The organism is Cupriavidus sp. MP-37, from assembly GCF_020618415.1.
Taxonomy (GTDB): domain Bacteria; phylum Pseudomonadota; class Gammaproteobacteria; order Burkholderiales; family Burkholderiaceae; genus Cupriavidus.
In genome coordinates, this window is record NZ_CP085344.1 from 17,925 (window position 1) to 42,846 (window position 24,922).

A 24,922-nucleotide genomic window follows, 5' to 3' on the forward strand; every position below is an offset into this window, starting at 1 on the left:
CAACAAAACAGATATTGGACGGCACTGACGATGCGCCACAGACTACGGACACAGAAGCCGCTACGTCATGCGGACGAGTTCATGAACAGATGGAGGAGGACATCGTGCTACCAGATCATCTTTCCCAGTCAGCCGCGGAGATCTCACGGGTCTCTGCGGCCGAGCCGGCCGTGCCACCCACGTCTGCGCTGCGCGCGCAATGGTGGCGCCTGCTGGACCGCCGGATTGGCGTTGTACCGTTGCCGGTATATGTCGCGCTGCTGCCGATCGTGGTGTGGTTCGCCACCATTGGCCAGGTACCATCGGATCTCACGATGGCGATCGCCGTATTGTCGCTGGGCGGGTTCTTCTTCATGGAGCTCGGTCGCCGTGTGCCGATGCTCAGCCTGATGGGCGGCGCCGCGATTCTTGCGTTTGTGGTGCCATCGGCGATGACCCATTACGGCCTGATTCCGCCTTCGCTTGCGCTATCGATCAAGGCGTTCGTCAAGGCATCCAACTTCCTTTACCTCTATGTCGCGGCCATCGTTGTCGGCAGCATTGTGAGCATGGACCGGGAGGTGCTTCTCGGTGGCTTCCTGAAGATCTTTGTGCCGCTGACAGTCAGCTCGGTCGTCGCGGGTGCCGTCGGGACACTGACCGGCCTGGCGATGGGGCTGGATGCTTACCGGGCATTCTTCTTTGTCGTCGTTCCCATCATGGCCGGAGGACTTGGCGAAGGCGCCATCCCGCTTTCCATGGGTTACGCGATGATTACCGGGCAGCCACAATCGGAGTTGTTTGCGCAGATCATTCCGGTGGTCATGCTTGGCAGCTTTACTGCAGTGTTGCTGTGCGGACTGCTCAATGTCCTGGGCAAACGCTTTCCGCACCTCACAGGAGAAGGTGTGCTGCAGCGGGGGCCGCAAGCCAAGGCGAGCGGGAAGGCGGCGTCGGCGTCGGCTCCGGCATTCGATCCGGTCAGCCTCGCCGGCGCCATGGTGACCATCGTCGTGTTCTATCTGATCGGCGTATTGGTCCAGGGGGTTCTGGCGTTTCCGGCGCCGATCACCATGCTGTTCCTGATCGTCGCGGCCAAGCTGGGCCGCGCCATCTCGCCCGGGCTGGAGCAAGGCGGAAAGGGCGTGTATCAGTTTTTCTCCGGCATCGTTACCTGGCCGTTGCTCTTTGCGCTGGGCGTCGCACTGACGCCGTGGCAGGAGTTTGTGAGCGCATTCACGGTGCCGACCGTCGTCACGGTGTTCGCAACGGTCGGGTCGATGATTGCCAGCGGATTCTTTGTGGCGCGCTTCGTGGCTATGTATCCCATCGATGTGGCGGTCGTGACCGGTTGCCACAGCGGCCAGGGCGGCGCCGGAGACATCGCCATTCTCACTGCGGCAAACCGGATGCAGCTGATGCCGTTTGCGCAGATTGCAACCCGCATCGGCGGCGCCATTACCGTAACGTTGGCTCTGATTGCGATTCGCCATGTCTACTGATTCCCCGCTCGATGCAACCAGGCCCATCGCGCTCAGGGCAGTGCGCGGCTTTCATGTCGGCGGACGGCCAGTCGATGTGGTCGACCTGCCGCATCGGCAGCTTGCCACGGTACCGGGCGTCCAGCCGCGCGTCTCCAACCCGAACGGGCGTTATCAGGTGGGACAGCTCTATGTCCAGCAATTCGCCCTGGCTGCGCCCACGGCCAGGTATCCGCTGCTGATGTGGCATGGCGGCGGCATGACCGGTGCCACCTGGGAATGCACACCGGATGGTCGTCCGGGTTGGCATGATTACTTCATGCGCAAGGGATACGACACCTTTGTGAGCGACGCGGTAGAGCGTGGCAGGGCTTCCTGGGCGCCAGCCTGCCTGGTCTCGGAAATGCCGGAGCACCGAACGCTGGAGCAGGCATGGGACATCTTTCGCTTTGGCCCGGCGGAGGGATATGACGCTGCGAATGGAAAGCGCCAGGCCTTTGAGGGACAGCGGTTTCCGGTACACGCGCTGGACCAGCTCGCCAAACAGTTCGTGGCGCGATGGACCAGCACAGGGGGCATGGCGTTGGACGCCTATGTGGAGCTGATTCGACGAGTTGGCCCGTGCATGATCCTCGCGCACAGCGAAGGCGGACGCCTGGCTCAGCATGCCGCGCTGTCGGTGCCTGAACTGGTAAATGGACTGATCCTGGTTGAACCCGCCGGTGCGCCATCGACAGCAGTGGAGGATGCAAGGCGACTGCGCGGCATTCCTCACTGTGTGTTGTGGGGTGACTATATTCCGCAGAGCCCGTTATGGACGATATATCGCCGGCAGGTAGAGGAGTGGTTGGCGGCTGTGCAGCAAGCGGGGGCGGAAGTGACCGAATTTGACTTGCCCGCCATGGGCATCCGCGGGAATTCGCATTTGCCGATGATGGACGACAACAACATCCATATTGCCGGGCTCGTCCACGAGTGGATCAGTCGTGCTGGGGAGGGTAACGGTCAGGTCAAATGGATGTAGCAACCCTAGTCGCCAGCACGCATGAAGTTTGGGACGGCGATGGGTGTGGGCCACGCCAGTTCGCCGTTGCAACTGCAAGTTTGATGGCTGAGAAAAACGCGAAGATCCACAGGCGATTGAGTCGACGCTCCGGCGCTTGCTGTCATCGCTCCTGCCCCTGCCGCAACGCCGGCGCCACCGCACACGCCACCAACAGCAGCGCCGCCATGATGATCAGTCCATTACGCGTGCTACCGCTCGCCTGTTCGATCAGCCCCATCACCGACGGTCCGATAAAGCCTCCAATCAGCCCGCAGGTATTGATCAGCGCCAGCCCGCCCGCCAGCGCCACCCCTTTCAGCCGCGACGACGGAAACAGGAACACGATTGACTGCACCACGAAGAACATCAGCGCAGTCAGTGAGAAGCCCACCAGCGCCATCACCGGGCCGGCGAAGGCGGCAATCAGCAGGCCGCCGGCCATTACCGCCAGTCCCAGGCAGAGTAGTCGACGGCCGCGGCCCGGCGTATTGGCATGGCGCGGCAGCCAGGCGGCGCCGATGGCGGCGGCGATCCACGGCAGCGAATTGAGCAAGCCGATTTCCACGGGCGTAAGCTTGCCGTAGGTGCCGATGATGCCCGGCAGGAAGAAGATCACCGTGTAGATCGAGATCTGGTGGCAGAAGTAGATGAAGATCGCCAGCCAGACCTGCGGATCGCGCATGGCGCCCAGGAATGAGTGGCCGGCCTTGCCGGTGCCGGCATCGGCGGCTTCGGCGGCAAGGCGGGTGCGCACGGCCTGGGCCTGCGCGGGCGTCAGCCACGGGGCGCTGTCCGGCCCGTCGGGCAGCTTCTTCCAGACGATGGCGGCAAGGAACACGGCGGGCAGGCCTTCGAGCACGAACATCCATTGCCAGCCCTTGAACCCCCAGATGCCGTCCATGGCCAGCAGGGCGCCGCCCAGCGGACCGCTGACGATGTTGGCGATGCAGACACCCAGCAGGAAGTAGCCCACCGCGCGGGCGCGCTCCTCGCGGCCGAACCAGTAGGTCAGGTAGAGCATCACGCCGGGGAAAAGTCCGGCCTCGGCCGCGCCCAGCAGCACCCGCATGATGTAGAAGGAAGTCTCGCCCTGTACGAACGCCATCGCCGCGGACAGCAGGCCCCATGTCACCATGATGCGTGTGATCCAGAAGCGCGCCCCGACCCGATGCATGATCAGGTTGCTCGGGATCTCCAGCAAGGCATAGCTGAGGAAGAACAGGCCCGCACCCAGGCCGTAGGCGGCGGCCGAGATGTTCAGGTCGACCGCGATGTGGGTCTTGGCCAGCGCGATGTTGGTGCGGTCCAGGAAGCTGATCACGTACGACAGCACCAGCAAGGGCATGAGCTTGCGGAACAGTAGCGCGGTCAGCGGGCGGTCGGTCGGCGCGGCCAGCGGCGGTGCGCCCGAGGCGGGTACGGTCTGCATGTGCGTGGTCTCCATCGGCGGATACGGCGCCGCGCGCGTGGCGCGGGCTTGCCATTCGGCCTGGTTGATGTCTTTCGGTGATCGATGCCTGCCCGGGCCGCGCCGCGGCGGCCCGGCGGTTCAGAAGGCGGTGCCTGCGGCGCCCTTGAGGTCGAGGATGTCGCGGGCTTCGTCTGGGGTGGCGACGTCGATGTTCAGCGCTTCCAGCACGGTCCGGATGCGCGTGACCTGCTCGGCGCTGGAGGCGGCCAGCTGGCCCGGGCCGATCCAGAGCGAATCCTCCAGGCCGACGCGCACGTTGGCGCCCATTGCAGCGCCGATGGTGGCCAGCGGAATCTGATTGCGGCCGGCTCCCAGGATCGACCAGCGGAACTGATCCCCGAACAGGCGCTGCGCGGTGCGGTGCATGTGCATCAGGTCTTCCGGATCAGGTCCGATGCCGCCGAGGATGCCGAACACGGACTGGATAAACACCGGACCCTTGACCAGGCCACGGTCGAGGAAGTGCCGCAGGTTGTACAGATGGCTGATGTCATAGCACTCGAATTCGAAACGCGTGCCGTTGGCATTGCCGATGCGCAGGATGTTCTCGATGTCCTGGTACGTGTTCTTGAAGATCAGGTTGCGGCTGTTCTCCAGGTGCTCGCGCTCCCAGTCATGACGGAAATCCTTGAAGCGCTCCAGCATCGGGAACAGCCCGAAGTTCATCGAGCCCATGTTCAGCGAGGCCAGTTCCGGCTTGAAGGTGGTGGCCGGCAGCATGCGCTCTTCCACCGTCATGTGCGGGCTGCCGCCGGTGGTGATATTGATCACGGCGTTGGTCTCGGCGCTGATCCTGCTGAGGAACGGCCGGAACAACTCGGGGTCTTGGGACGGGCGCCCGTCCTTCGGGTCGCGGGCGTGCAGGTGCAGGATGGCGGCGCCGGCGCGTGCCGCGTCGATGGCGGCTTGTGCGATCTCGTCGGCGGTCACCGGCAGGTGGGGCGACATGCTGGGCGTGTGGATGGCGCCGGTCGGGGCGCAGGTGATGATGGCTTTGGCTCGCTTGGCCATGGTGATTCCTTGATCGGGATGGGTCGGAGGGTAGGCCGCGGATATCCGTCGGCCCCGCAAAGCGCCGGGCGCGCTAGCTGAGCGCCTGGGTCAGGCCGTCGACGACCATTTCCTGGCCGTGCACATTGGCCGCCTGGTCGCTGCAAAGGAAGCGCACCATGTTGGCGATGTCGCGCATCGTCACCATGCGCTGCAAGGCCGCCTGCGAGGTGTAGTTGCGCGTGACTTCCTCAAACGGCTTGCCGAGCGACTCGGCTTTCGCGGCAATCACGGCGCGGATACGCGGTCCATCGACGGCACCGGGCAGCACCGTGTTCACACGGATGCCATCCGCGCCCAGTTCCAGCGCCAGCGATTTGGTAAAGCCCACCACCGCCCATTTCGAGGCAGAGTAGGCCGAACGGCCCGGCATGCCGAGATGTCCGGCGGCGGAAGACAGGTTGACGATCGACGGCGACCGCCCTTGCCGCAGGCGCGGCACCGCGGCGCGGGCGCACAGGAACTGACCGGTGATGTTGACGGCAAGCGTGCGCTCCCAGTCGGCCAGCGACAGGGTTTCCACACCACCCGTCGGGCCGGCAACCCCGGCATTGTTGACCAGCACGTCCAGCCCGCCGAAGGCGTCATCCACCGCCTGGAACAGCGCCGCGACGTCGCTTTCCTTCGACACATCGGCCCGGATTGCCACCACGCCGGGCAGCGTCGCGCCGACGCGTTCCAGGCTGTCGCCGGCCACGTCGCACACCGCGACGCGGGCGCCCGCCTCCACCAGGGCCCGCGTAATCTCCAGGCCAATCCCGTCCGCGCCGGCGGTCACCAGTACGCGCTTGCCGGCGAGCGATTCATCTTTCCACATGATTCCAATCTCCTGGGAACAGGCCGATGCCTGCCTTCCGGACGAAGATTAAAACTGTGATCACAGATCAAATATAGAGAATAACCCTATGTGCTATGCTTCGCGGCATGCCCCTGAATGACCTCGTGACGCCCCTTGTCCGCCAGACGCTCAGCCGAGACGTCTACACGCAGCTGCGCGACCTGCTGGTCAGCGGCCAGATGATGCCGGGCGAGCAGATTTCGCTGCGCAATATCGCCGCCGCACTGGGTGTCAGCGTCATGCCGGTGCGCGAGGCGGTGCACCGGCTGGTGGCTGAGCAGGCCCTCGAACTCACGCCCAACCGTGCGCTGCGCGTGCCGCGCATGAGCGTCAGCCAGTTCGAGGAAATCACGAAGATCCGGATCGAGCTCGAGGGTCTCGCCACCGCCACCGCGGCGGAGCGCATCACTGATGAGGAACTGAAGCAGGTACAGGCGCTGCACCGCCGGTTCGCCGACGAGATGGCCAAGCGCAATCCCGACGGCGCCGACGTCATCGCCGCGAACCAGGCCCTGCACTTCGCCGTCTACGCGGCGGCGCGCATGCCGATCCTGTTGCAGATGATCGAGTCAACGTGGCTGCGCATCGGCCCGATCCTGAACCATGACCTGCGCTCCGGCTCGCGCCGCGTGGAGGAGCGCGTGGCGGTCAAGCATCACGACAAGCTGGTAGAAGCGCTTCGCAAGCATGATGGTGCGGCGGCTTGTGCGGCGCTGCGTGGGGATATTGAGAGCGCAGCGGCTTATATTGTCTCTGCAGGGGTATTGGTCAATACGGAGAGGGCTGAGGGCGCGGAGGCTACGCTGGTGGCAGTGAAGCGGGGTGTGAAGGCCGGACGCGCGGGGGTGAAGCGCTGAGCTACGCGGCAAGCGTGAAGACGGCGCAACGCACGCAATCGAGCTGGCCTTCCTTGGGAAATAATTCGGTCCGCGAAGTCACGAAACTCGAATCTTCTGCCAGTCGGCTCAATCCTCAGTGGGTCGACAGAATACCGCTCGTTTCGACAGTCACCGTGTCTACCCCGACCAACGGCGCACCCGAGAGCTTGACGATGCCGGCGCCCGGGGCGAGCCAGGCTGTGCCTTCCAGTACCGGTAGGGGGTAGAAACTGTCGGGATCCTTGCGCTCGTAGTGAAGCGCCAACTTGCAGGCTCCCTTGTAGATAACACCCTTGGCCGTCACGTCCTCGCGGCCGACATACTGCACCGCCACGGAAACCACACGTGTGATGGGCTTGAGCGCTGGCTGCGGCTTTGTGGCCAGTTCCGTGGCGTTCGCCTCGGCCACTGTGAAGTTGCGCGTCTCGTTAGGTTTCATGCCAGTCAGGCTCGGCGTGCCCGTCTGGCCAGTTGCCGTATCCGTATAGGTGAAGCGGCGGTACTTGTTGTAGCGGGACGAAGAGCCTTGGGAGTGGTCAGTGACGCCGATCGGGAAGATGGGCGATATCGGATCGAAATAGACGAGAGCATCGGTTCCGCCCCAGCCATAAACACCATCCAGCAGTTTGAGTTCGAGCGTGTCGTAACTGCCGCCGTCGAAGCTGGTCTTGCCGATGGCTTTGGTCCGGAACGTGGCGATCTGGATCATCGGTCCCCAGGTGAGCGTCGCGGTGACCTGTTGACCGACCGCGGGGGCTGCCATGCAGCCGGCATCGAGCGGGTTGTTGGCCGCCGGGGGGCCACCACCACGGCCCTCGTCGGGTGTCTCTGTATCACCCCCGCAGGACGCGAAGAGCAAGGTGGAAAGGCCCATCGCAACCAAGGTGGCATTTCGCTGCTTCCGCATATCAACTCCCATTGCTTAGGTCTGTCAGGACACAGAGAGCCCGTCGGTTCTCTTGCTTTTTTATTTCCCTCATTCCGCTGGGGCCGGAATGCCAGATTGAGCCTATTGAATCTGCGCTAGTGCAGATATGGGAGCTATCCGATTCATCTGCGGAAAATTCCTAATGATCTCCAGAAATCCTCGTCTCGCATGCGTTATATGTTGCCGCACGTCATTTCCGGCAAAGGGGCCAGGCTTCGTTGACCTGTAAGTGTCAATGAAGATTAGGACGTTGCCTATATTCGCCCTGAGTTGTGCTTGCTACTGTCACCTGAAGATTAGCGCGGCGCGTAACGCCACGGCATCACACCGTAATGGAGAGTGTCCGTTGGCAACGCAAATCCAGACCGCGCCGACTCATCAGGACGGGAGCGCGGTCAATGGGCCAATTGCATGCGATAGTTTAGGAAATCTAAAGTAAGGGATGACGAGATTTAAGCGAATGATGTTCGAGCTCCCAGACTGATATCGACATTCCACTGGCAGCGCTGTTCGCTGGAGTGACATTGCTCAATCAATACGGGCTGGACTAGTCTGCATTTCGTAATCAGAGCCAGCAATCGAAGGATGAAAAATGAGTGGAGTGAAATTCGTCGTTCTCCTGTCAGCTATCGCCTGTTCGGGCTGCTTCCACTCTCCCCCAAACTATCCCGGTGCGGGCGGGGAGAACATTAATCCATCTCACTATGTTGATGCGGCATGCCTTGATTTGACTGGCCAGTATGAGGGGAAAGGAGTGCTTCTGGACGGTGATGCCACTGCGCAAGGCTGGGCAAGGACTAGGCGCTTAGACAATGTATTCCCATTTGTGAGTGCGGAAGAGGTGTCAGCGATTGACAAGGCTTCTAAGTCTGAGGCGGGAAGATTTCAATACCCAAATTATGGACAGGTGTCACGGGTCAGTGAGCGCAGCTTTCAAAGTAGATTCATATATCCCAACGGGAAATCTGAAATTCAGCGGTTCTCCTTTGAAGACAAGAAGCGCTTCGTTTGTACTGGGGTTGAGGGAAAGATAGCCTGGGGTGGCTCGAGCAAGGGAGGTCGTTCCGAGTTTGGGCCGAATACATCCGATTCGATGGCTATGCTTTACTTCGACGAAAATGGCGACCTCATCTATGAGAAGTCTACGCAGATTCACATGAGCATGTTGCTTGGCGCTATTCCAACTGGGACGGTCAAACACTTTGCAAGATATCGGTTCAAGCGAATACGATGATACTGCGTACGACAGCCTCGGCAACCTCAAGGAAGGAATGACATCATTCCAGCGAATGATGTTCGAGATTCAGACGGATATCGATATTCCACTGGCTGCGCCATTCGCCGCGGTAACATTGCTCAACCAATATGGTATCGACTGGTCAGTCTTTCGTAATCAGATCCAGCATTCGAAGGATAGAAAATGAAGCGAGCGATATTTATTCCGGTAATGCTGACCTTAGCATGTTCCGGGTGTCTCCATTCGCCACCAACCTATCCAGGTGCTGGGGGCGACAACGTCAATCCTTCCGATTACGTTGACGCCGCTTGTCCTGATCTGAATGGAAAATATGAGGGTAAGGGCGAATTAGTTGAAGGCGATGCGGTTGCGCAGAGCCGAGAGCAAACTTGGCGGATTGACCGAGTTTTTCCATACACAGACAGCGTCGATGCTTCCGCCGTCCAACTCGCGGCACAGCTACCTGATGGACGCCTCCAGCAACCCCTCCATGGAAGTGTGAGTGCAAGTCGAAAGCGGGTACTCAAGGTCGTAGTCAGCTACCCAAACGGAAAGACAGCTTCCTATGAACCTACCTTTGAGGACAAGGCGAAGTTCGTATGCACGGGGCGGACGGGGAAGATCATCTGGGGAGGACCAAGCCAAAGCGGGCGATCTGAATTTGGGCCGAATCATTCGGATGCTTTTCGAGCATTGTATTTAGATCATGATGGCGCATTAATTCTGGAGCGAGGGATGCAGGTGCATATGAGCATGTTTCTTGGCGCGGTTCCGACAGGTACTGCAAAGCGCTTCTCAAAGTATAAATTCAGAAGGATCCAATGATGAGGGGAGTGTGCACAGTGTGCATCAGATGTGTTCCAAGGAAATCGGAGGCGGAGATGTCTGCTAGATCAGATCCGTGGCTGCCAAAATTATGAGATGAGGCGGTCGGCCAGGTTTTTGCAATCAGGCAATGCATCAAATAGATGAAAAAATGACGCGAACCAAGCTGTGTATCGTGGTAATGACCCTTGGTTGTGTTGCTTGTCTTCATTCCGCGCCGAATTATCCGGGTGCCGGAGGCAATAATATCGATCTGGCCAAGTACGCAGCTGCAGAATGCCCAAATTTAAGTGGGCAGTATCAAGGGATTGGTGAACTCGTAGAGGGAGATGCAACAGCGCAACAAGCAGCGCGGAAATGGCGGCTTTCAAACGTATTTCCCTTTCGAGACAATGATCAAGCGCAGGAAATACTGGCTGCGTCCCGATCAAGCGAGGGTCGGTACGCGCCCCCTACTTACGCAATCGTGACAATGGTAAGCCGTATTGCGAAAATCAATTTGCGTTATGAGAATGGAAAATCGATTGAGTATGTTTCCTCCTTTGAGGACAAGGGGAGATTTGTGTGTACCGGTGCAAATGGAATAATTTCGTGGGGAGGGACGAGCGACGACGGGCGATCTGAGTATGGACCAAATCGCTCCGACTCGGTCGTCACGCTGTATCTAGATCCTTCTGGAAACCTCATTCTTGAACGGGGCATGCAGGTCCACATGAGCCTGCGACTTGGCGCAATTCCGACCGGAACGGCTAGGTATTTCGCGAAATATAGATTCAAGCGGATTCAATGATGAAAGCCACCTTCCTTCGCAGCCCAAGCCGCGCGCGGCTCGCCGCGGGCTATTGCTTGGCGCTTTCCGCCTGTGCCCCCATGATTGCGACGGCCCCATCGACTATCGAGGTCACCCAACCAAGCGTGGCCGCCCGACCCATCCAGATCCTGAGCGCCACAACCGTCCAACTGGACACGGGCTATTCCCGCACGCTGCCCGAGAGGTCTGTCTGGTCGAGGGTGGGGCGTGTTCCTCAGGGCGACGTTTACCGGCCCATCGGCACAATTTTCACGATCGAGGGCCGTCAGGTCCACGAGGCCTACCTGGTCATCCGCGATAAGACCCTGGTGGGTTCTATTTGCCAGGGGAACAGAATTATTCCCCGCTATCCACCGCAGTACCTTTGAACTTGGGAGAATCGGAATGAAACGGGTCGCACGTATGCTGATTGCCGGACTGGCGGTATCTTCGCTGCTGGCTGGATGTGCTTCGGGTGTGAAACACGCCGACATGGCAGCGTCGATACCGACGCTGAAGCCGAACGAGGGTCGGGTCTACTTCCTTCGCTCGGCGTCGATGTTCGGCGCCGCGATCCAGCCGGATCTGCGTCTTAATAATCAGGTGGTGGGCGAGTCCAAGCCCGGCGGCTTTTTCTTTGTGGACCGGCCTGCCGGCAAGTACGTAGCCTCGGCTGCGCACTGCCTGGGTGTCCTGGTTGGGATACCAGGCGGGGGCGCTCGGCGCCACCCGTCGCGTCGTTGCCCCGACGGCAGCCTCACGTCAAACAAGCCGCATTCACCACCCCCACCGACAACGAAATCACCCCCATCACCGCCCCCACCCCCCGGTTATCACTGGCAATCGCCTCGCTGACACCCCCCAGCGCCCGCGCCGCCACCAGGTAAGCCACCACCTGCACCGCAAACGCCCCAAACGCCCACAACAAGAACATCCCAAACGTAGCGTTGTGCTGGATGCTCGACGACAAAGTCAGCGAGAACCCCAGCACCGCCCCGCCCAGCGACAATGCCGCCGCGACGTTCCCTTCGCGGATCAGCGTGAATTCCCGATGCGGTGTGACCCGCGTATAGACCAGCAGGAACAATCCCAGCATGGCGAAGCTGGTGACGATATAGATCAGGTAGGCAAGGGCCGGGTGCATGGTGTTGACCATTGGATGGACTCGTTGTCAGGGTTCAGGAAGGTGAGGACGACGGGGCGAATGGCGGGCCGCGTTCAGCCGCCGCCGGAGCGGCCGGAGCTGCCGAAGCGGCTGGTGAAGCCGCCGCGCGATACCACCGGCGCGCGCGACACGGCTGCGGAGCGCATGGTCAGGCCCATGGAGCGTCCGCCGCTGAGCGAGCTGCGGCGCACGGTGGCTTCTTCCACCATGGCGGCGCGCGGGGTGGCGTTGGTGAAGGATTGCGTGGACGTGCCGTTGCGGTCGTAGACCTGCATCGGGCGCAGCGGCCCGGACGACATGTCGCGCTGGGTCTGGGTGCCGTTGGGATGGTAGACGGTGCCGCTGGCGGTGTAGTACGGGCCGTACCAGCGCGCGTAATACGCGCTGCTGCTGTGCGTGGTGCCGGAGCTGCCGGCGGCTTCGCTGGCGGGGGCGTTGAGGCTGGAGCTGTAGATGGTGCTGGGGTCGTCGAGCGGCACGCTCTCGCAGTCGTTGGGCGTGTTCCAGTCGGCTTCGCAGTCTGCCAGCGTGGCGTAGCTGGCGCGGCGCACGGTGACGCCGGGGTCGTCGTCGGCGTCGTCGCTGCAGGAGCCGAGCACGGCCACGCCGGCGACCACGGCGCAGGCGCCGACGATCCACAGCGCGGGCGAGCCGCCCTGCTTCTTCTGTTCGGCCTGCCAGGCGGCGATGCGCGGCGACGGGCCGCCGGAGCCGCCCCTGCCGGGCTGATATGGGCTGCCGTACTTGGAGCGCTTGGTGCCCTTCTTCTTGTTGGCCATGGCTTACGCGTGGGTGAAGTAGTGGGGGACGAAGAAGCTGGTGTTTTTGGCGATGGGCCCGGATTCTTCGCGCACGCACAGGCCGCTGGGCACGTCGTCGACGATCCAGACGCCGAGCGTGGTGTAGCGGCCGTCAAAGCGCCGCGCCGGTTCGTAGGCCTGGTAGATGAAGCCTTCTTCGCCATACTCGCCGGGGTTGTGGACGCGGTCGCCTTCGGGGGTGACCAGGGTCACGCTTTCGCCTTCGCGCGACAGGAAGGGCTTCTTCGCGTGCGGCCGGCCGGCGAAGTGTCCGGGGTCGAAGCTGGCTTCGATCAGGTTGGGGTGTCCCGGGAACAGCTCCCACAGGATCGGCAGGATGGCCTTGTTGGACAGCACCGCCTTCCAGGGCGGCTCGACCCAGCGCACGGGGCTGTGCGCGAGCTGGTCGCGGTAGTCGGAGGTGGCCATCCATTCCCACGGGTAGAGCTTGAACACGACTTCCATCGGCACGTTGTCGGCGTCGTAGAAGTTGCCGCGGCCGTCGGTGCCGATCTCTTGCAGGTCGACCAGCTTGACCGACCAGCCGGCCTGCAGCGCGGTGTCCATCAGGTACTCGGTGTTGCAGATGTCTTCCTGGCTGTCGAACATGCACGCCAGGTGCAGCAGGCTGGCGTTGCGGTAGTGGTTGCGCAGCCACTGCCAGCGCGCCACCAGGGCGTCGTGCAGGCTGTTGAACTGGTCGGCCTGCGGCTGCACGGCGTCTTTCCAGTACCACTGGGCGACGGCAGATTCGATTAGCGAGGTCGGGGTGTCGGCGTTGAACTCGTACAGCTTCGGCACGCCGTGCTGGTCCAGCGTCATGTCGAAGCGGCCGAACAGCGTGGGCTCGTCGCGGTCCCACGAGGTTCGGATCAGCTGCGCGAACTCCTTGTCGATGGCCAGTCGCGCGAACAGGTCGTGGTCGATCACGTGCTGCACGGCTTCCAGGCAGCGCTGGTTCAGGTCGTACGCGGCGGCGTAGAGCGTTTCCACCTCTTGCTTGCTGAAGGCGTAGGCGGCGTCTTCGCGCCAGTAGAAGAAGGTGTGGTCATCGACTTCGCGCGGGACGTTGAACTCGTCCAGCGAATGGAAGTGGAAGCCCACCTTCTCGAGTTCGCGCGGCCAGTTGCGGCGCGGGGTTTGCGGGATGCGTTGCATCAGCAGGCAAGGGTAAGGAGAGCGGGATCGGGCCGGACCTTGGCGTGGTCCAGCAGGAAGTCGGTGAAGGCGAGCGAGGCGGCACCGGGCCGCGGCAGCCAGCTGGTGAAGGCGATGCTGAGCGGCGCCCACCAGTGCGCGGCATCGGCCAGCACCGGGCCGAAGTCGAGCGCATCGGATTCCACTACGCCGCGCGACGGGTTGGCCAGCATCCACTGCATGCCGGCGACCAGGCTCGATGCCACCTGCAGGCTGGTGGCGGTGTTGTACGGCGCCAGCGCTCGCGCACGCTGCACCGACAGGCGCGAGCCATGCCAGACCGCGCCGTGCCGGCCGCTCATCAGCAGCACGCCGAGCTCGTCTTCGCCGCACTGGATCTCGTCGCGCAGGATGCGTTCGGCGCGCACGCGCGGGGCGGCGCGGTCGTCCAGCCATTGCATCGAGGCCTGCGTGGCGGCGGTGGGGCGATAGGCGTAGTAGACGGTGGGGCGATACAGCGGCTGGCCGGCGCGGTTGTCGGTCAGGTATTCGGCGATCGAGATCGATTCGTTGTGCGTGATCAGGTAGGCGTCGAACGGGCCGTGCACCGGCGACCACGAGCGCACGCGCGTGCGGTGGCCCGGCCGGTCCAGTGCGATCGCCGCGCCGCTGCCATAGCCGTGGCGGTAGCCATCGGGCGGCAGCGCCGGCTCATGGCTGCCCCAGCCGAGTTCGGCATCCTGCAGGCACTCGGTGATAAAGCCTTCGGCGGACCAGGTGTTGGCGAATTCGCCGTCGCGCGGATAGCCGGGGGCCTGCTGGCTGTCGTATTCGGCCACCTGGACCACGCGCACATCCAGCGCGCGCGCCAGCGCGGCCCACCCGGCGCGATCGCGCGGTTCCGGCTGCTGCATGTGCGCCTTGCCGGCCAGTGCCATCAGCGCGGCCTTGACCAGCACCGACACCAGTCCGGGATTTGCGCCATGGGCGACCAGCGCGGTCGGCAGGGCCTCGCGGCCGCGGGCGAAGGCCAGCATGTCGTGGCGCAGCGCGTAGTTGCTCAGGTGCGAGGCCTGCGCATCGGCTTCATAGTCCCAGGGCTCGATGCCAGCATCGACATAGAAGGCGCCATGCGCCTGCGCCAGCGCGATCAGGTCGCGGCTGCAGACGGACGGGGCCAGGTTTAGCAGGAAGGCGCCGGGGCGCAGCAGCGGGGCCAGCGTGGTTTCGAAATTGGCCGCGGTGATGGCGGCGTGGATGGCATGCAGCCTGTGCCGGGCGACCAGCGCCTGGCGAGCGTGGTCCAGCACGCGGTCGACCACGGTGATCGCCGCCCCCGGCCAGGCTTGCTCCAGCAGCGGCAGCACGGCCTGGCCGATGCAGCCAAAGCCGACGATAACGATGTGTTCGATCACGCAGACCCTTCCGCCCGTAACGCGGCAAGGTCGCCCGCGCGCGGACGCGGCCGAGGCCGCGCCGGCGCAGGACTGCCCTCGCCTGGTTTTATCAATTCTGATCAGAATCGCTAAATCTAGCGAAGGGCAATACTATCGCCGCGCGCGGCGGCTGCCAACTGCCGGAGGGGTATGCGGCCCGCCTGTCAGCGCAACAGGCGCCAGGCCAGCCGGGCCGCGAACGGCTGGCCGCCCTCGCGCAGGCGTGGCCAGGAGCCCGCGGTTGTTGCAGGACTCAATAAAGTCTAAATTCAGTCCATTGCACGTTCTGGCTCACATCATGCGCTACTCATCCCAGATCAAGCCGATCACCAATCTGAAGGCCAATGCCGCCGAGGTGCTGGAGCAAGTCAACGAATGGCGCGAACCGCTGGTGATCGACCAGAACGGGGAGGCCCGCGCGGTGCTGCAGGACAATGCGTCGTTCGAGCAGACGCAGGGAACGCTGGTGCTGCTCAAGATCCTGGCGCTCGGCAATCAGGAAATCGCCGCAGGCAAGCTCAAGCCGGTCCCGGACGTGGTCGCGCGCCTGCGCAGAAAGCGGGCCGCCGGCTGATGGCGTCAGGCGGTACGCGCCATGAGCACCTGCTCACGCCGGCGCTGACAGGACCTGGAATCCATCCACGACTACGTTACGGAATTCGATTGCGTCGAGAACGCGACGTGCTGGAGCGGTTGCTGGAAGCGGTGGGCCCGATTTCCCCCTTTGCCGAGAAAGGCAACCACACAAGCGACTTGATCGCACTGGGTATCCGGTAGTATCGCCAGACGGCCTCCAAGCCTTTTCGCGTGATCTACCGTCCGGTGGAAAGCAGCGTGATCATCTATGTCATTGCGGATGGCCGGCGCGATCTGCAGGCCTTACTGGCGCGCAGACTGCGGGCGCTTGAGCGCAGCAGCCATCCGTTCACTGCCTGCGGGCAACTCAACCATTTGCACACGCCTGGGCCGGCGTGCTGCCAACCGAAGCATTTGCCACACCACCATGCCCCTGATCGATATCAAGAACCTCCAGCAAGCCGCCTACGATTTCGGCGAAGCCCGCCACTGGGGCAAGTACCACAGCCCCAAGAACCTCGCGATGGCACTGAGCGTCGAGGTGTCCGAGCTGGTCGAGATCTTCCAGTGGCAGACCGAGGACGAATCTCGCGCCGTCATGTCCACGCCCAAGCGAGAGCACGTGGAGCAGGAGCTTGCGGATATCACGATCTATCTGACCCAGCTGGTGACGGCGCTTGGGGTGGACCTGGATGCGGCGGTGCGGGCGAAGATGGAGATGAATGCGAGGAAGTATCCGCTACCCGAATAAGCGCCCGCGCCGGCATGGCGCGATGGCGTGCGCTCAGATCCAGGGGCTATCCCGCCACTAGCCGTACCAGCCATCCTGCCCCATACAACCCCATCCCGAACACCGCATGCGTCACCAGGCTATGCAGCCGCGCCACGTTCGGCCTTGGCGTGCGGTTGGCCGCGATGCCTGCGCCCATCGCGGGCTGCATCAGCAAAAATGGCGCGGCGACGCTGCCGAGGCCGACGATCAAAGCGGGAGCCAGCGTCGGGTGGCGCGCCCAATCTAGACCCCACAAGGCCAGCAATATTCCCGCGAACGCGATGCCGGTCAGGTAATGCGCGATCCAACCGATGGCCTGCTCGCCGCGCACCGGTGGGGTGGCGGCGATGGGGTGATGGCATAGACGTCCGCGTGGCAGCCACGCCAGCCAGCGCCCGACCAGGCCATAGTTCAACGCGGGCACGCCGAGCAGCCGTTTGCGCGCGATGGTCCAGGCATCCATGACCAGCGTGGCGCCGGTGCCGATTACCATGGCATGGAGCAGCATCGCGGTGGTGTGATCAGGCATGGTTCGAGTCCTGGGCTATGGGCGAAGCGGCTGCGGTCGCGCGGGCCGTGATGGTCCAGCACGCTGCGGTGTAGCGCACGGTGTCGCCGTGCACGTAAGGCGCGAATGCGGCGCGCACGGTGTCGATGACCCGCTCGCGCGTGGTGGCGTCAACGCCTTGCAGCGCCAGCCCGACCGGGCCCAGCCGGGACAGGTAGCCGGCCAGCGCCGGCTCCGGCAGCGTGCAGGTGACGTCGGTCGGGCGGATGTCGATATCGCCCCAGCCGCTCGCCTGCAGGATCGACAGCACGCGCTCGCGGTCGCCGAAGGCGAATTGTCCCGGCGCGCCTGGCTGCCGGGGCGTCAGATTGGGCAGCAGCGGTGCGGCGGCGCGCTCGGCGGTGGTCATGAAGGGGTTCTCGGCGGCGCTGCGCCAGGCGATGCAGTGCAGCGCGGCGTCGGACGTCGCCGCCCAGCGCAGGTTGGCGAAGGCGCGCACCGGATCGCTGAAGAACATCACGCCAAGGCGTGACACGATCATGTCGAAGCTTGCCGGAGCGAAGGCGTGCTCCTGCGCATCGGCGTGGACAAAGCTTGCGTCGATGCCTTCGCGTTGGGCGCTGGAGCGCGCGGCGGCGAGCATCGGCGCGGAAATATCGATGCCGGTGCAGCGGCCTTTCACACCGATGTGCCGCGCCAGCGCCAGCGTGGTGCTGCCGGTGCCGCAGCCGACGTCGAGAATGCGTTGTGACCCGGCGTTGCCTGCGGCTTCGACCAGCTGCTGCTCCAGGGGCCGGAACATGTCGTCCAGCAGGCCCTGCTGCTCGACCCACGCATGGCCGGATGCGCCGTTCCACAGTGCGGCCTGTTCGCCGCCATTGCCGCTGGTTTGTCGTTGTTCACTCATGGTCGTATCCCCTTGCCTGGTTGGAGGCTACACTGTGCCAGTTCAAGTCGACTTGAGGTCAAGCGATGCAAAGCCTGGAAATTGCGGAAGTGGCCCGGCAGGCTGGCGTGCCGGCCTCGACGCTGCGGTACTACGAGGAAAAGGGGCTGATCGCGTCGATCGGCCGGCGCGGGATGCGGCGCGTGTTCGATGCGGGCGTGCTGGAGCGGCTGGCGCTGATCGCGCTCGGGCGCGCGGCCGGCTTCTCGCTGGACGACATTGCGCGGATGTTCTCGCCGCAGGGCCAGCCGCGCATCGACCGGCAGATGCTGGCCGCCAAGGCGGACGAGCTGGACCGGACCATCCGCAAGCTGACGGCGATGCGCGACGGGCTGCGGCACGCGGCGGTGTGCCCGGCGCCCAGCCATATGGAGTGCCCGACCTTCCGCAGGATCGTGCGGGCGGCGAGCACCGGCGCCATCGGCGGGCGGCGCGAGCAGCCGCCCGTGCCGCCAGCCAAGGCGCGATGACTGCCGGGGATCTCAGTCCAGCCGGAACTGCCCCACCGCCCCCGCCAGGCTGCCAGCCTGCGTCTGCAGCGCCGCGGCCGCCGCGGTCGACTGCTCAACCAGCGCCGCATTCTGCTGCACCATCTGGTCCAGCTGGCTCACCGCCATATTCACCTCTTGAATGCCGCGGGTCTGTTCCGTCGCTGCGTGAGTGATCTCGTTGATAATGCCGGTCACTTTCGAGACGTTGCTGACGATCTCGCCCATGGTGTCGCCGGCGCGGCGGACCTGGTCGGAGCCCGAGGCGACGCTGCCGACGGTGGTCTCGATCAGGGTCTTGATCTCGCGCGCGGCCTGGGCGCTGCGCTGGGCCAGCGCGCGCACTTCGCCGGCGACCACGGCGAAGCCCCGGCCCTGGTCACCGGCGCGCGCGGCTTCGACGGCGGCGTTGAGCGCCAGGATGTTGGTCTGGAAGGCAATGCCCTCGATCACGCCGATGATGTCCGACACCTTAACCGACGCGGTTTCGATCTGGCCCATGGTGCTGATCACTTCGCCGATCACCACGCCGCCGTCGGCGGCCACGCGCGAGGCGGCGGCGACGGACGCGTTGGCGTGCTGCGCCGAACTGGCCGACTGGCCGACGGTGGCGGTGATTTCTTCCATCGACGCGGCGGTCTGCTGCAGGCTGGCGGCGGCGGACTCGGTGCGGCGCGACAGGTCCATGTTGCCGGCGGCGATTTCATCGGACGCGGCGCGCACCGATTCGCTGGCGTCGCGGATCTGGCGCATGATGGTGCAGAGCTTGTCGGCGAAGGTGTTGAAGGCGCGCGCGATCTGCGCGACCTCGTCGTTGCCGTCGGCGGGCAGGCGCTGGGTCAGGTCGCCGTCGCCGGAGCCGATCGCGTCCATGGCGTCGCGCACGGTGGACAGGCCGCGCAGCGACATCGTCGCCACGCCCCACACCACCGCGGCGGCGACGCCGGCGATCAGCACCAGCGCGATCACCGAGGCGATCAGCACCGAGCGCATGCCGGCGGTGGCCTCGGCCTTGTCCAGGGCGACGATGACCAGCCAGTCGGTGCCCGGAATCGCGCGCGCGCCGAGCAGCTTGGCGCTGCCGTGCACGTCGACCTCCAGCGGCGTGCTGGCGCCGGCCAGCGTGGCGAGCTTGTCGGCGCTCAGCGCAGGCACCAGGTCGGTGACCGGCTTGAGCGTGAGCTTGTCGTCGGTGTGGGCGACGATGTTGCCGTTGCGGGCCACCAGCATGCCGAAGCTGGCCGGCGACGGGTGGATCGCCTTGACGTTGGCGATCACCGTATCCATGGCGACATCGCCGGAGACCACCGCCTGCACGCTGCCGTCGCGCACCACCGGCGCGGCGAACGCCACCACCAGCTTGCCGGTGCCGGCATCGACATAAGGCGGGGTGACCACGGGTTTGCCGGCCGCGGCGGCCTGCTGGTACCACGGGCGGCCGGTGGGATCGTAGCCGGGCGGGATGCCTTGCGGGTTGGAGAACTTGGCGGTCTTGTCGGCGTAGCCGACGTAGACGTTGGTAAAGCCGCCGGCCTGCGCGATCTGCCTGAGCGCAGCATCGGGTTCGGGCTGCAGCACCGCGTCCTGCAGCGACTGGATCATCTGGCTGTGCGATGCGACCCAGTCGACGATGGCGCTGGCGTGCCCGCTCTGCACTGCGGCCAGGCTGCTGTCGATGGCGTCTTCGTTATAGCGGTTGGCAACGAACTGGTTCAGTGCCGTGTTGATGGCGAGCGCGGCGACCACGATGGCCACGCATAAGGCCACGATCCGCGCGCGGATGGTAGTGAACATCAAGGGAGATCCTTCGTAAGGAATCGTTGGGGGCGTTTGCAGGAAGCCTGCAGCGTGGGATTTCCACCCCGCTGTATACGGAGCGCGCCGGGCCGACTTGAGCAATGTGATGCATTCGCTTGCGATCACCGCAGTTGACGAAACAATGCAGCGAGAACGTTGCGATCGCTCAAGACGTCCTGTTCAGTCATGCAGACAATGAGCCGGACTTTTTCACAACGTATTACAAAGATTTACACCGGTTATGCGAACCGCCACATATGCTGCGATCAACCCATAAACAATAAGCGGAGAAACTACCGTGTCATTCCTTGCCAATACTTCTGCACCGTTGCGCCTGCTTGCCTTGAGCGGCGCCCTTGCGCTGGCCGCCTGCGGCGGTGGCGGCGGTGATGATGGCGATGCCGGGCGGGGCACGCTGCAGGTGTCGATGACCGATGCGCCGGCCTGCGGTTTCAACAATGTCTTCGTGACCGTCAACAAGGTGCGCGTGCACAGCAGCGCGAGCGCCGAGGCCAGCGCCGGGGGCTGGGTCGATATCGATGTCGTGCCCGCGCGCAAGATCGACCTGCTGTCGCTGACCAATGGCGTGATGACGGTGCTGGGCCAGACCGCGCTGCCGGCTGGCAACTACCAGCAGGTGCGCCTGGTGCTGGATGCCAACCGCGGCGGCGGCGCGTCGGCCCTGGCCAATTCCGTGGTGCCCATCGGCGGCGCCGAGCAGCCGCTCGATACGCCGAGCGCGGTGCAGTCGGGCATCAAGATCAACCGCCCGTTCACGGTGGCGCGCAACACGTTGACCGACCTGGTGCTGGACTTCGACGCGTGCAAGTCGGTGGTGACGCGTGGTAACGGCACCTATGGCCTGAAGCCGGTGGTGACCGCGATCCCGATGACCGTCAGCGGCGAGGTGACCGGCGTGGTGGCCGCGGCGCCGGGTGCACGGGTCTATGCCGAGCGCAACGGCGTGGTGGTGAAGTCGACCGTGGCCGATGCCAACGGCAGCTTCCGCCTGTCGCCGATCGAGCAAAGCAGCACGGCCGGTCCGGTCGACGTGGTGGTGGTGCCGGGCGCGGCCAATGCCAAGGCCGCGGGCATCGTGCGCGGCGTGCCGGTAGTGGTGGGCACGCCCACGGCGATCTCGACCGCCGCGGCGCCGATGACGCTGCCGGCGTCGACCTATCGCCGCGTCTCGGGCACGGTGGCGCCGGCTTCGGCCGAAGCCACGCTGCGCGCGCTGCAACTGGTCAGCGGCGGCACCTTTGAAATTGCCGCGACCGCGGCGGCCAGCGATACCGGTGCCTACAGCCTGTTCGCGACCGAACCGGCGCTGCCGGTGGCCGCGCCGGTGATCGGCACCTACCAGGCCGCGCTGCCGATCCCGTTGTCGCCGGATGGCGCCGCGGCAGGCAAGTACAGCATCCAGGCCACCAGCAGCAGCGGCGCCGTGCAGGCGCAGCCCGCGGACGTCAACATCGCGGACGTGCTGCTTAATTTCTCGTTCTGAACCCGGGGGATCGGGGAGCGGGCCGGAAGGGGGCGTTGCCCTCTTCCGGTTTTTTCATGGGCGCCGGCTTCCGGCCCGGCGCCACCGCACTGGGCGGTTTCCCGCTAGACTGCCAGTCTCGCGTCTCGGGAGACCGCGCCATGCCAGCCCGCACCGCGGCGAAGGCCGCATCCACGCCTGCCGCAAGTTCTGCGGCCGCGTCCAAAACCCCATCCACCGCGCCGTCGCGCAAGGCCGCCGCGGCGGCCGGGCGGGTGCGCGTTGGCATCGGCGGCTGGAATTACGCGCCGTGGCGTGACAACTTCTATCCCGCCAAACTGCCGCAGTCGCGTGAACTGGCCTACGCCAGCCGGCACCTCAGCGCGATCGAGATCAACAGCACCTATCACGGCACGCAGAAGCGCACCTCGTTCGCCAAGTGGCGCGACGAGACCCCCGATGACTTTGTCTTTGCGGTAAAGGCGTCGCGCTTTGCCACCAACCGCCGCGTGCTGGCGGAGTCCGGCGACTCGATCGCGCTCTTTATCGACAGCGGCATTGCCGAGCTGGGCCGCAAGCTGGGGCCGGTGGTGTGGCAGTTCGCGCCGACCAAGCAGTTCGATGCGGACGACTTCGAGGCCTTCCTGCAATTGCTGCCGGATTCGGTGGAAGGCGTGGCACTGCGCCACGTGCTGGAGGTGCGGCACGACAGTTTCCGCTCGCCCGATTACCTGAAGCTCGCGCGGAAATACAAGGCTGCCACGGTCTTTACGGATTCGCCCAGGTTTCCGTCGATGGCGGACCTGACCGCGGATTTTGTCTACGCGCGGCTGATGGAAAGCAGCGAGAAGCTGAAGACCGGCTATGGTCCGAAGGCGCTCGACCAATGGGCCGCACGCGCGCAGTCATGGGCGCAGGGCGCGCAGCCGGACGACCTGCCGATGCTCGAAGACCGCCAGCCCGCGGCGCGCCCGCGCGAGGTCTTTGTCTTCTTCATCAACGGCGCCAAGGAACGCGCGCCGGCCGCGGCCCAGGCCCTGCTGGAGCGCCTGGGCTGGCAGCCGCCCGCCGACGCGGATGCCTGACGCCCGCTCGCTATAATCGCGCATGAACTCGACCCCCGCCCTGCCGCAAGCCGGCCCCGCCTTCTCCGCCCTGCCCTTGTCGCCCGCCATGCTCGCCACGCTGGCGCAGCTCGGCTACGACGAAATGACGCCGATCCAGGCGGCCAGCCTGCCGATCACATTGGCCGGCCATGACCTGGTGGCGCAGGCCAAGACCGGCAGCGGCAAGACCGCGGCATTCGGGCTGGCGCTGCTGCACCGGCTCGATCCGCGCCGCTTCGACGTGCAGGCCATGGTGCTGTGCCCCACGCGCGAGCTGGCCGACCAGGTCACGCAGGAAATCCGCCGCCTGGCGCGCGCCGAAGAAAACATCAAGGTGCTGACACTGTGCGGCGGCTCGCCGATGCGCCCGCAGGTCGACAGCCTGATCCACGGTGCTCATGTCGTGGTCGGCACGCCGGGCCGCATCCTGGACCACATCGACCGCGGCAGCCTGGACTTGTCCGCCATCAACACGCTGGTGCTGGACGAGGCCGACCGCATGCTCGACATGGGTTTCTTCGACGATATCGCCTATGTGGCCAGCCGTTGCCCGAAGGACCGGCAGACGCTGCTGTTTTCCGCGACCTACCCGCCGGGCATCGACAAGCTCAGCCACCGCTTCCTGCGCAATCCGCAGTCGCTCAAGCTGGAAGCCACGCACGACAACAGCACCATCCGCCAGCGCTTCTACGAGGTGGAAGAGAGCGAGCGCCTGAATGCCGTGGGGCGGCTGCTGGACCACTTCCGGCCGGCCAGCACGCTGGCGTTCTGCAATACCAAGGCGCGCTGCCGCGACCTGGTGGAACTGCTGCGCGCGCAGGGCTACCAGGCGCTGGCGCTGCACGGCGAACTGGAGCAGCGCGAGCGCGACCAGGTGCTGGTGCAGTTTGCCAACCGCAGCTGCTCGGTGCTGGTGGCCACCGACGTGGCCGCGCGCGGGCTCGATATCGCCCAGCTCGAGGCGGTGATCAATGTCGAGATCACGCCCGACCCGGAAGTGCATGTGCACCGCATCGGCCGCACCGGCCGTGCGGACCAGGAGGGCTGGGCCTTCAGCCTGGTGAGCATGGACGAGATGGGGCGCGTGGGCAACCTGGAGCAGCACCACGGCGGCGAATTCGAATGGCATCCGCTGGCCGAACTGACCCCCGCCAGCACCGAGCGCCTGCTGCCGCCGATGGTGACGCTGCAGATGCTGGGCGGCCGCAAGGAGAAGATCCGTCCCGGCGACATCCTGGGCGCGCTGACCGGCGAGGCGGGCTTCGCCAAGGAGCAGATCGGCAAGATCAACGTGCTGGAAATGTCGACCTATATCGCCGTGGAACGCAGCATCGGGCGCGAGGCGGTGAAGCGGCTCAACGCCGGCAAGGTCAAGGGCAAGAAGGTGAAAGTGCGGATGCTGACGGAGTAGCGCGGGTATCGCGGTATCGCCAGCCATCGGAGCGTCACACGCTTGCTTACAAAGATTAGCGTAAGTCACCCTGTAAGCCCGTGCATTCCTTTGCTACTCTGGTTCCATTGGCAGCAAGCCAGGTAGCGCCAGCCGCATGTTTTCTCGACGGAAAAGGAGTTGGTGATGAAAACCGCACGCCAGGTTCTGGAGTCCAAGCCGAGTCAGGCCGTCTACAGCATTCCGCCCACGGCGTCCGTCTACGCCGCGCTGCAGTTGATGGCCGAGAAGGGTATCGGTGCGCTGCTGGTCATCGAGCATGGCGAGATCAAGGGGATCCTCAGCGAACGCGACTACGCGCGCAAGGTGATCCTGATGCAGCGCACCTCGCGCGAGACGCTGGTGCGCGACATCATGACCACTGCGGTGATCTACGTCAGCGCCAACCAGACCACCGACGAATGCATGGCGCTGATGACCCGGCACCGGCTGCGCCACCTGCCGGTGATGGAGGGCGACGAGCTGATCGGCATGCTGTCGATCGGCGACCTGGTCAAGGACATCATCTCCGAGCAGCAGTTCATCATCGAGCAGCTGGAGCATTACATCACCGGCGGCGGCCGCTAGCGCTAGCTCGCCCGCAGCAGGGCCGTCCCGCGCGCGGACGGCTTGCTGCCTTCCTTTGGGCTCTCACGAGAGAAGACGCAGCTGCCTCGCGCGCGCCCCAACATGCGCCCCAACATGCGCCCCAACATGCGCCCCAACATGCGCCCCGATCCCGCCGCAAGCACGATAT

The 24,922-nt window shown here is 64.5% G+C and carries 25 protein-coding genes and 1 pseudogene; 15 read left to right on the plus strand and 11 right to left on the minus strand.

From position 1 onward, the window contains the following. Nucleotides 1-89 precede the first annotated feature (89 nt). Together LIN44_RS00065 and LIN44_RS00070 are read left to right on the plus strand one after the other, a co-directional pair. On the plus strand, nt 90-1,481 hold the full coding sequence (locus tag LIN44_RS00065; protein ID WP_227313016.1) for a 2-hydroxycarboxylate transporter family protein: 1,392 nt from the start codon (nt 90-92) through the stop codon (nt 1,479-1,481). Beyond that, a complete protein-coding gene (locus tag LIN44_RS00070; RefSeq protein WP_227313017.1) occupies nt 1,471-2,484 on the plus strand; it encodes an esterase in 1,014 nt (337 codons plus the stop codon). The genes LIN44_RS00065 and LIN44_RS00070 overlap by 11 nt, the downstream gene beginning before the upstream one ends. Nucleotides 2,485-2,626: 142 nt before the next feature. Here the strand turns inward: LIN44_RS00070 and LIN44_RS00075 are convergent, their stop codons facing one another. The 3 genes from LIN44_RS00075 to LIN44_RS00085 all read right to left on the minus strand — a co-directional run bounded on the left by LIN44_RS00075 (nt 2,627) and on the right by LIN44_RS00085 (nt 5,843). Beyond that, on the minus strand, nt 2,627-3,934 hold the full coding sequence (locus LIN44_RS00075; protein ID WP_227313018.1) for an MFS transporter: 1,308 nt from the start codon (nt 3,932-3,934) through the stop codon (nt 2,627-2,629). 120 nt (nt 3,935-4,054) lie between these two features. After that, nucleotides 4,055-4,987, minus strand: a complete 933-nt coding sequence (locus LIN44_RS00080; protein ID WP_227313019.1) for a 3-keto-5-aminohexanoate cleavage protein — start codon at nt 4,985-4,987, stop codon at nt 4,055-4,057. 73 nt (nt 4,988-5,060) lie between these two features. Then, the gene (locus tag LIN44_RS00085; protein ID WP_227313020.1) at nt 5,061-5,843 is read right to left on the minus strand and encodes an SDR family oxidoreductase; all 783 of its coding nucleotides are present in this window, start codon (nt 5,841-5,843) and stop codon (nt 5,061-5,063) included. A gap of 95 nt (nt 5,844-5,938) precedes the next feature. On the opposite strand from LIN44_RS00085, the gene LIN44_RS00090 reads away from it, so the two are divergent. Beyond that, on the plus strand, nt 5,939-6,721 hold the full coding sequence (locus LIN44_RS00090) for a GntR family transcriptional regulator (protein ID WP_227313021.1): 783 nt from the start codon (nt 5,939-5,941) through the stop codon (nt 6,719-6,721). A gap of 115 nt (nt 6,722-6,836) precedes the next feature. Here the strand turns inward: LIN44_RS00090 and LIN44_RS00095 are convergent, their stop codons facing one another. Further along, nucleotides 6,837-7,649 (minus strand): hypothetical protein, encoded by an 813-nt coding sequence (locus LIN44_RS00095; RefSeq protein ID WP_227313022.1) that lies wholly within the window; start codon nt 7,647-7,649, stop codon nt 6,837-6,839. 1,190 nt (nt 7,650-8,839) lie between these two features. Between LIN44_RS00095 and LIN44_RS00100 the strand changes: the two genes are divergently transcribed. From LIN44_RS00100 to LIN44_RS00120, 5 genes and pseudogenes are all read left to right on the plus strand, one after another. Next, nucleotides 8,840-9,094, plus strand: coding sequence for a hypothetical protein (locus LIN44_RS00100; RefSeq protein WP_227313023.1), 255 nt, complete (start codon nt 8,840-8,842; stop codon nt 9,092-9,094). Then, nucleotides 9,091-9,732, plus strand: coding sequence for a hypothetical protein (locus LIN44_RS00105; RefSeq protein ID WP_227313024.1), 642 nt, complete (start codon nt 9,091-9,093; stop codon nt 9,730-9,732). Before LIN44_RS00100 ends, LIN44_RS00105 begins: the two co-directional genes overlap by 4 nt. Before the next feature lie 130 nt (nt 9,733-9,862). Beyond that, nucleotides 9,863-10,522 carry a hypothetical protein gene (locus LIN44_RS00110; RefSeq protein ID WP_227313025.1) on the plus strand — a complete coding sequence of 220 codons (660 nt, stop codon included), beginning with the start codon at nt 9,863-9,865 and terminating at the stop codon, nt 10,520-10,522. Further along, entirely contained in the window at nt 10,519-10,911 is a 393-nt protein-coding gene (locus tag LIN44_RS00115) for a hypothetical protein (protein ID WP_227313026.1), read from the plus strand. The genes LIN44_RS00110 and LIN44_RS00115 overlap by 4 nt, the downstream gene beginning before the upstream one ends. A 16-nt stretch (nt 10,912-10,927) precedes the next feature. After that, nucleotides 10,928-11,200 (plus strand): annotated as a pseudogene (locus tag LIN44_RS00120) (DUF2846 domain-containing protein); the annotation flags it as partial. A 79-nt stretch (nt 11,201-11,279) separates the two neighbouring features. Here LIN44_RS00120 and LIN44_RS00125 read toward each other — a convergent pair. The 4 genes from LIN44_RS00125 to LIN44_RS00140 form a co-directional block, all read right to left on the minus strand. Next, nucleotides 11,280-11,678 (minus strand): DUF350 domain-containing protein, encoded by a 399-nt coding sequence (locus tag LIN44_RS00125; protein ID WP_227313027.1) that lies wholly within the window; start codon nt 11,676-11,678, stop codon nt 11,280-11,282. Between the two features lie 62 nt (nt 11,679-11,740). Continuing rightward, nucleotides 11,741-12,466 (minus strand): hypothetical protein, encoded by a 726-nt coding sequence (locus LIN44_RS00130; RefSeq protein WP_227313028.1) that lies wholly within the window; start codon nt 12,464-12,466, stop codon nt 11,741-11,743. 3 nt (nt 12,467-12,469) lie between these two features. Next, the gene (locus tag LIN44_RS00135; protein WP_227313029.1) at nt 12,470-13,645 is read right to left on the minus strand and encodes a glutathionylspermidine synthase family protein; all 1,176 of its coding nucleotides are present in this window, start codon (nt 13,643-13,645) and stop codon (nt 12,470-12,472) included. Continuing rightward, nucleotides 13,645-15,039: a saccharopine dehydrogenase NADP-binding domain-containing protein gene (locus LIN44_RS00140; protein WP_227313030.1), complete on the minus strand. Its 1,395-nt coding sequence runs from the start codon at nt 15,037-15,039 to the stop codon at nt 13,645-13,647. The genes LIN44_RS00135 and LIN44_RS00140 overlap by 1 nt, the downstream gene beginning before the upstream one ends. A gap of 319 nt (nt 15,040-15,358) precedes the next feature. On the opposite strand from LIN44_RS00140, the gene LIN44_RS00145 reads away from it, so the two are divergent. Together LIN44_RS00145 and LIN44_RS00150 are read left to right on the plus strand one after the other, a co-directional pair. Then, complete coding sequence (locus LIN44_RS00145; protein WP_227313031.1) at nt 15,359-15,634, plus strand: type II toxin-antitoxin system Phd/YefM family antitoxin; 276 nt, start codon at nt 15,359-15,361, stop codon at nt 15,632-15,634. Nucleotides 15,635-16,063: 429 nt separating this feature from the next. Further along, the gene (locus LIN44_RS00150; RefSeq protein WP_116335783.1) at nt 16,064-16,387 is read left to right on the plus strand and encodes a nucleotide pyrophosphohydrolase; all 324 of its coding nucleotides are present in this window, start codon (nt 16,064-16,066) and stop codon (nt 16,385-16,387) included. Between the two features lie 46 nt (nt 16,388-16,433). On the opposite strand, the gene LIN44_RS00155 is transcribed toward LIN44_RS00150, so the two are convergent. Continuing rightward, the gene (locus LIN44_RS00155; protein WP_227313032.1) at nt 16,434-16,937 is read right to left on the minus strand and encodes a DUF2938 domain-containing protein; all 504 of its coding nucleotides are present in this window, start codon (nt 16,935-16,937) and stop codon (nt 16,434-16,436) included. After that, nucleotides 16,930-17,823: a class I SAM-dependent methyltransferase gene (locus tag LIN44_RS00160; protein WP_227313033.1), complete on the minus strand. Its 894-nt coding sequence runs from the start codon at nt 17,821-17,823 to the stop codon at nt 16,930-16,932. The genes LIN44_RS00155 and LIN44_RS00160 overlap by 8 nt, the downstream gene beginning before the upstream one ends. A 65-nt stretch (nt 17,824-17,888) precedes the next feature. On the opposite strand from LIN44_RS00160, the gene LIN44_RS00165 reads away from it, so the two are divergent. After that, entirely contained in the window at nt 17,889-18,332 is a 444-nt protein-coding gene (locus LIN44_RS00165; protein WP_227313034.1) for a helix-turn-helix domain-containing protein, read from the plus strand. A gap of 12 nt (nt 18,333-18,344) precedes the next feature. On the opposite strand, the gene LIN44_RS00170 is transcribed toward LIN44_RS00165, so the two are convergent. Beyond that, entirely contained in the window at nt 18,345-20,144 is a 1,800-nt protein-coding gene (locus LIN44_RS00170) for a methyl-accepting chemotaxis protein (RefSeq protein ID WP_227313035.1), read from the minus strand. 301 nt (nt 20,145-20,445) lie between these two features. On the opposite strand from LIN44_RS00170, the gene LIN44_RS00175 reads away from it, so the two are divergent. The 4 genes from LIN44_RS00175 (at nt 20,446) to LIN44_RS00190 (ending at nt 24,753) form a co-directional block, all read left to right on the plus strand. After that, a complete protein-coding gene (locus tag LIN44_RS00175; RefSeq protein WP_227313036.1) occupies nt 20,446-21,651 on the plus strand; it encodes a DUF4382 domain-containing protein in 1,206 nt (401 codons plus the stop codon). A gap of 140 nt (nt 21,652-21,791) precedes the next feature. Further along, nucleotides 21,792-22,715, plus strand: coding sequence for a DUF72 domain-containing protein (locus tag LIN44_RS00180; protein ID WP_227313037.1), 924 nt, complete (start codon nt 21,792-21,794; stop codon nt 22,713-22,715). Between the two features lie 22 nt (nt 22,716-22,737). Next, entirely contained in the window at nt 22,738-24,147 is a 1,410-nt protein-coding gene (dbpA, locus tag LIN44_RS00185; protein ID WP_227313038.1) for an ATP-dependent RNA helicase DbpA, read from the plus strand. Nucleotides 24,148-24,312: 165 nt separating this feature from the next. Further along, a complete protein-coding gene (locus LIN44_RS00190) occupies nt 24,313-24,753 on the plus strand; it encodes a CBS domain-containing protein (protein ID WP_227313039.1) in 441 nt (146 codons plus the stop codon). Nucleotides 24,754-24,922: the final 169 nt, after the last annotated feature.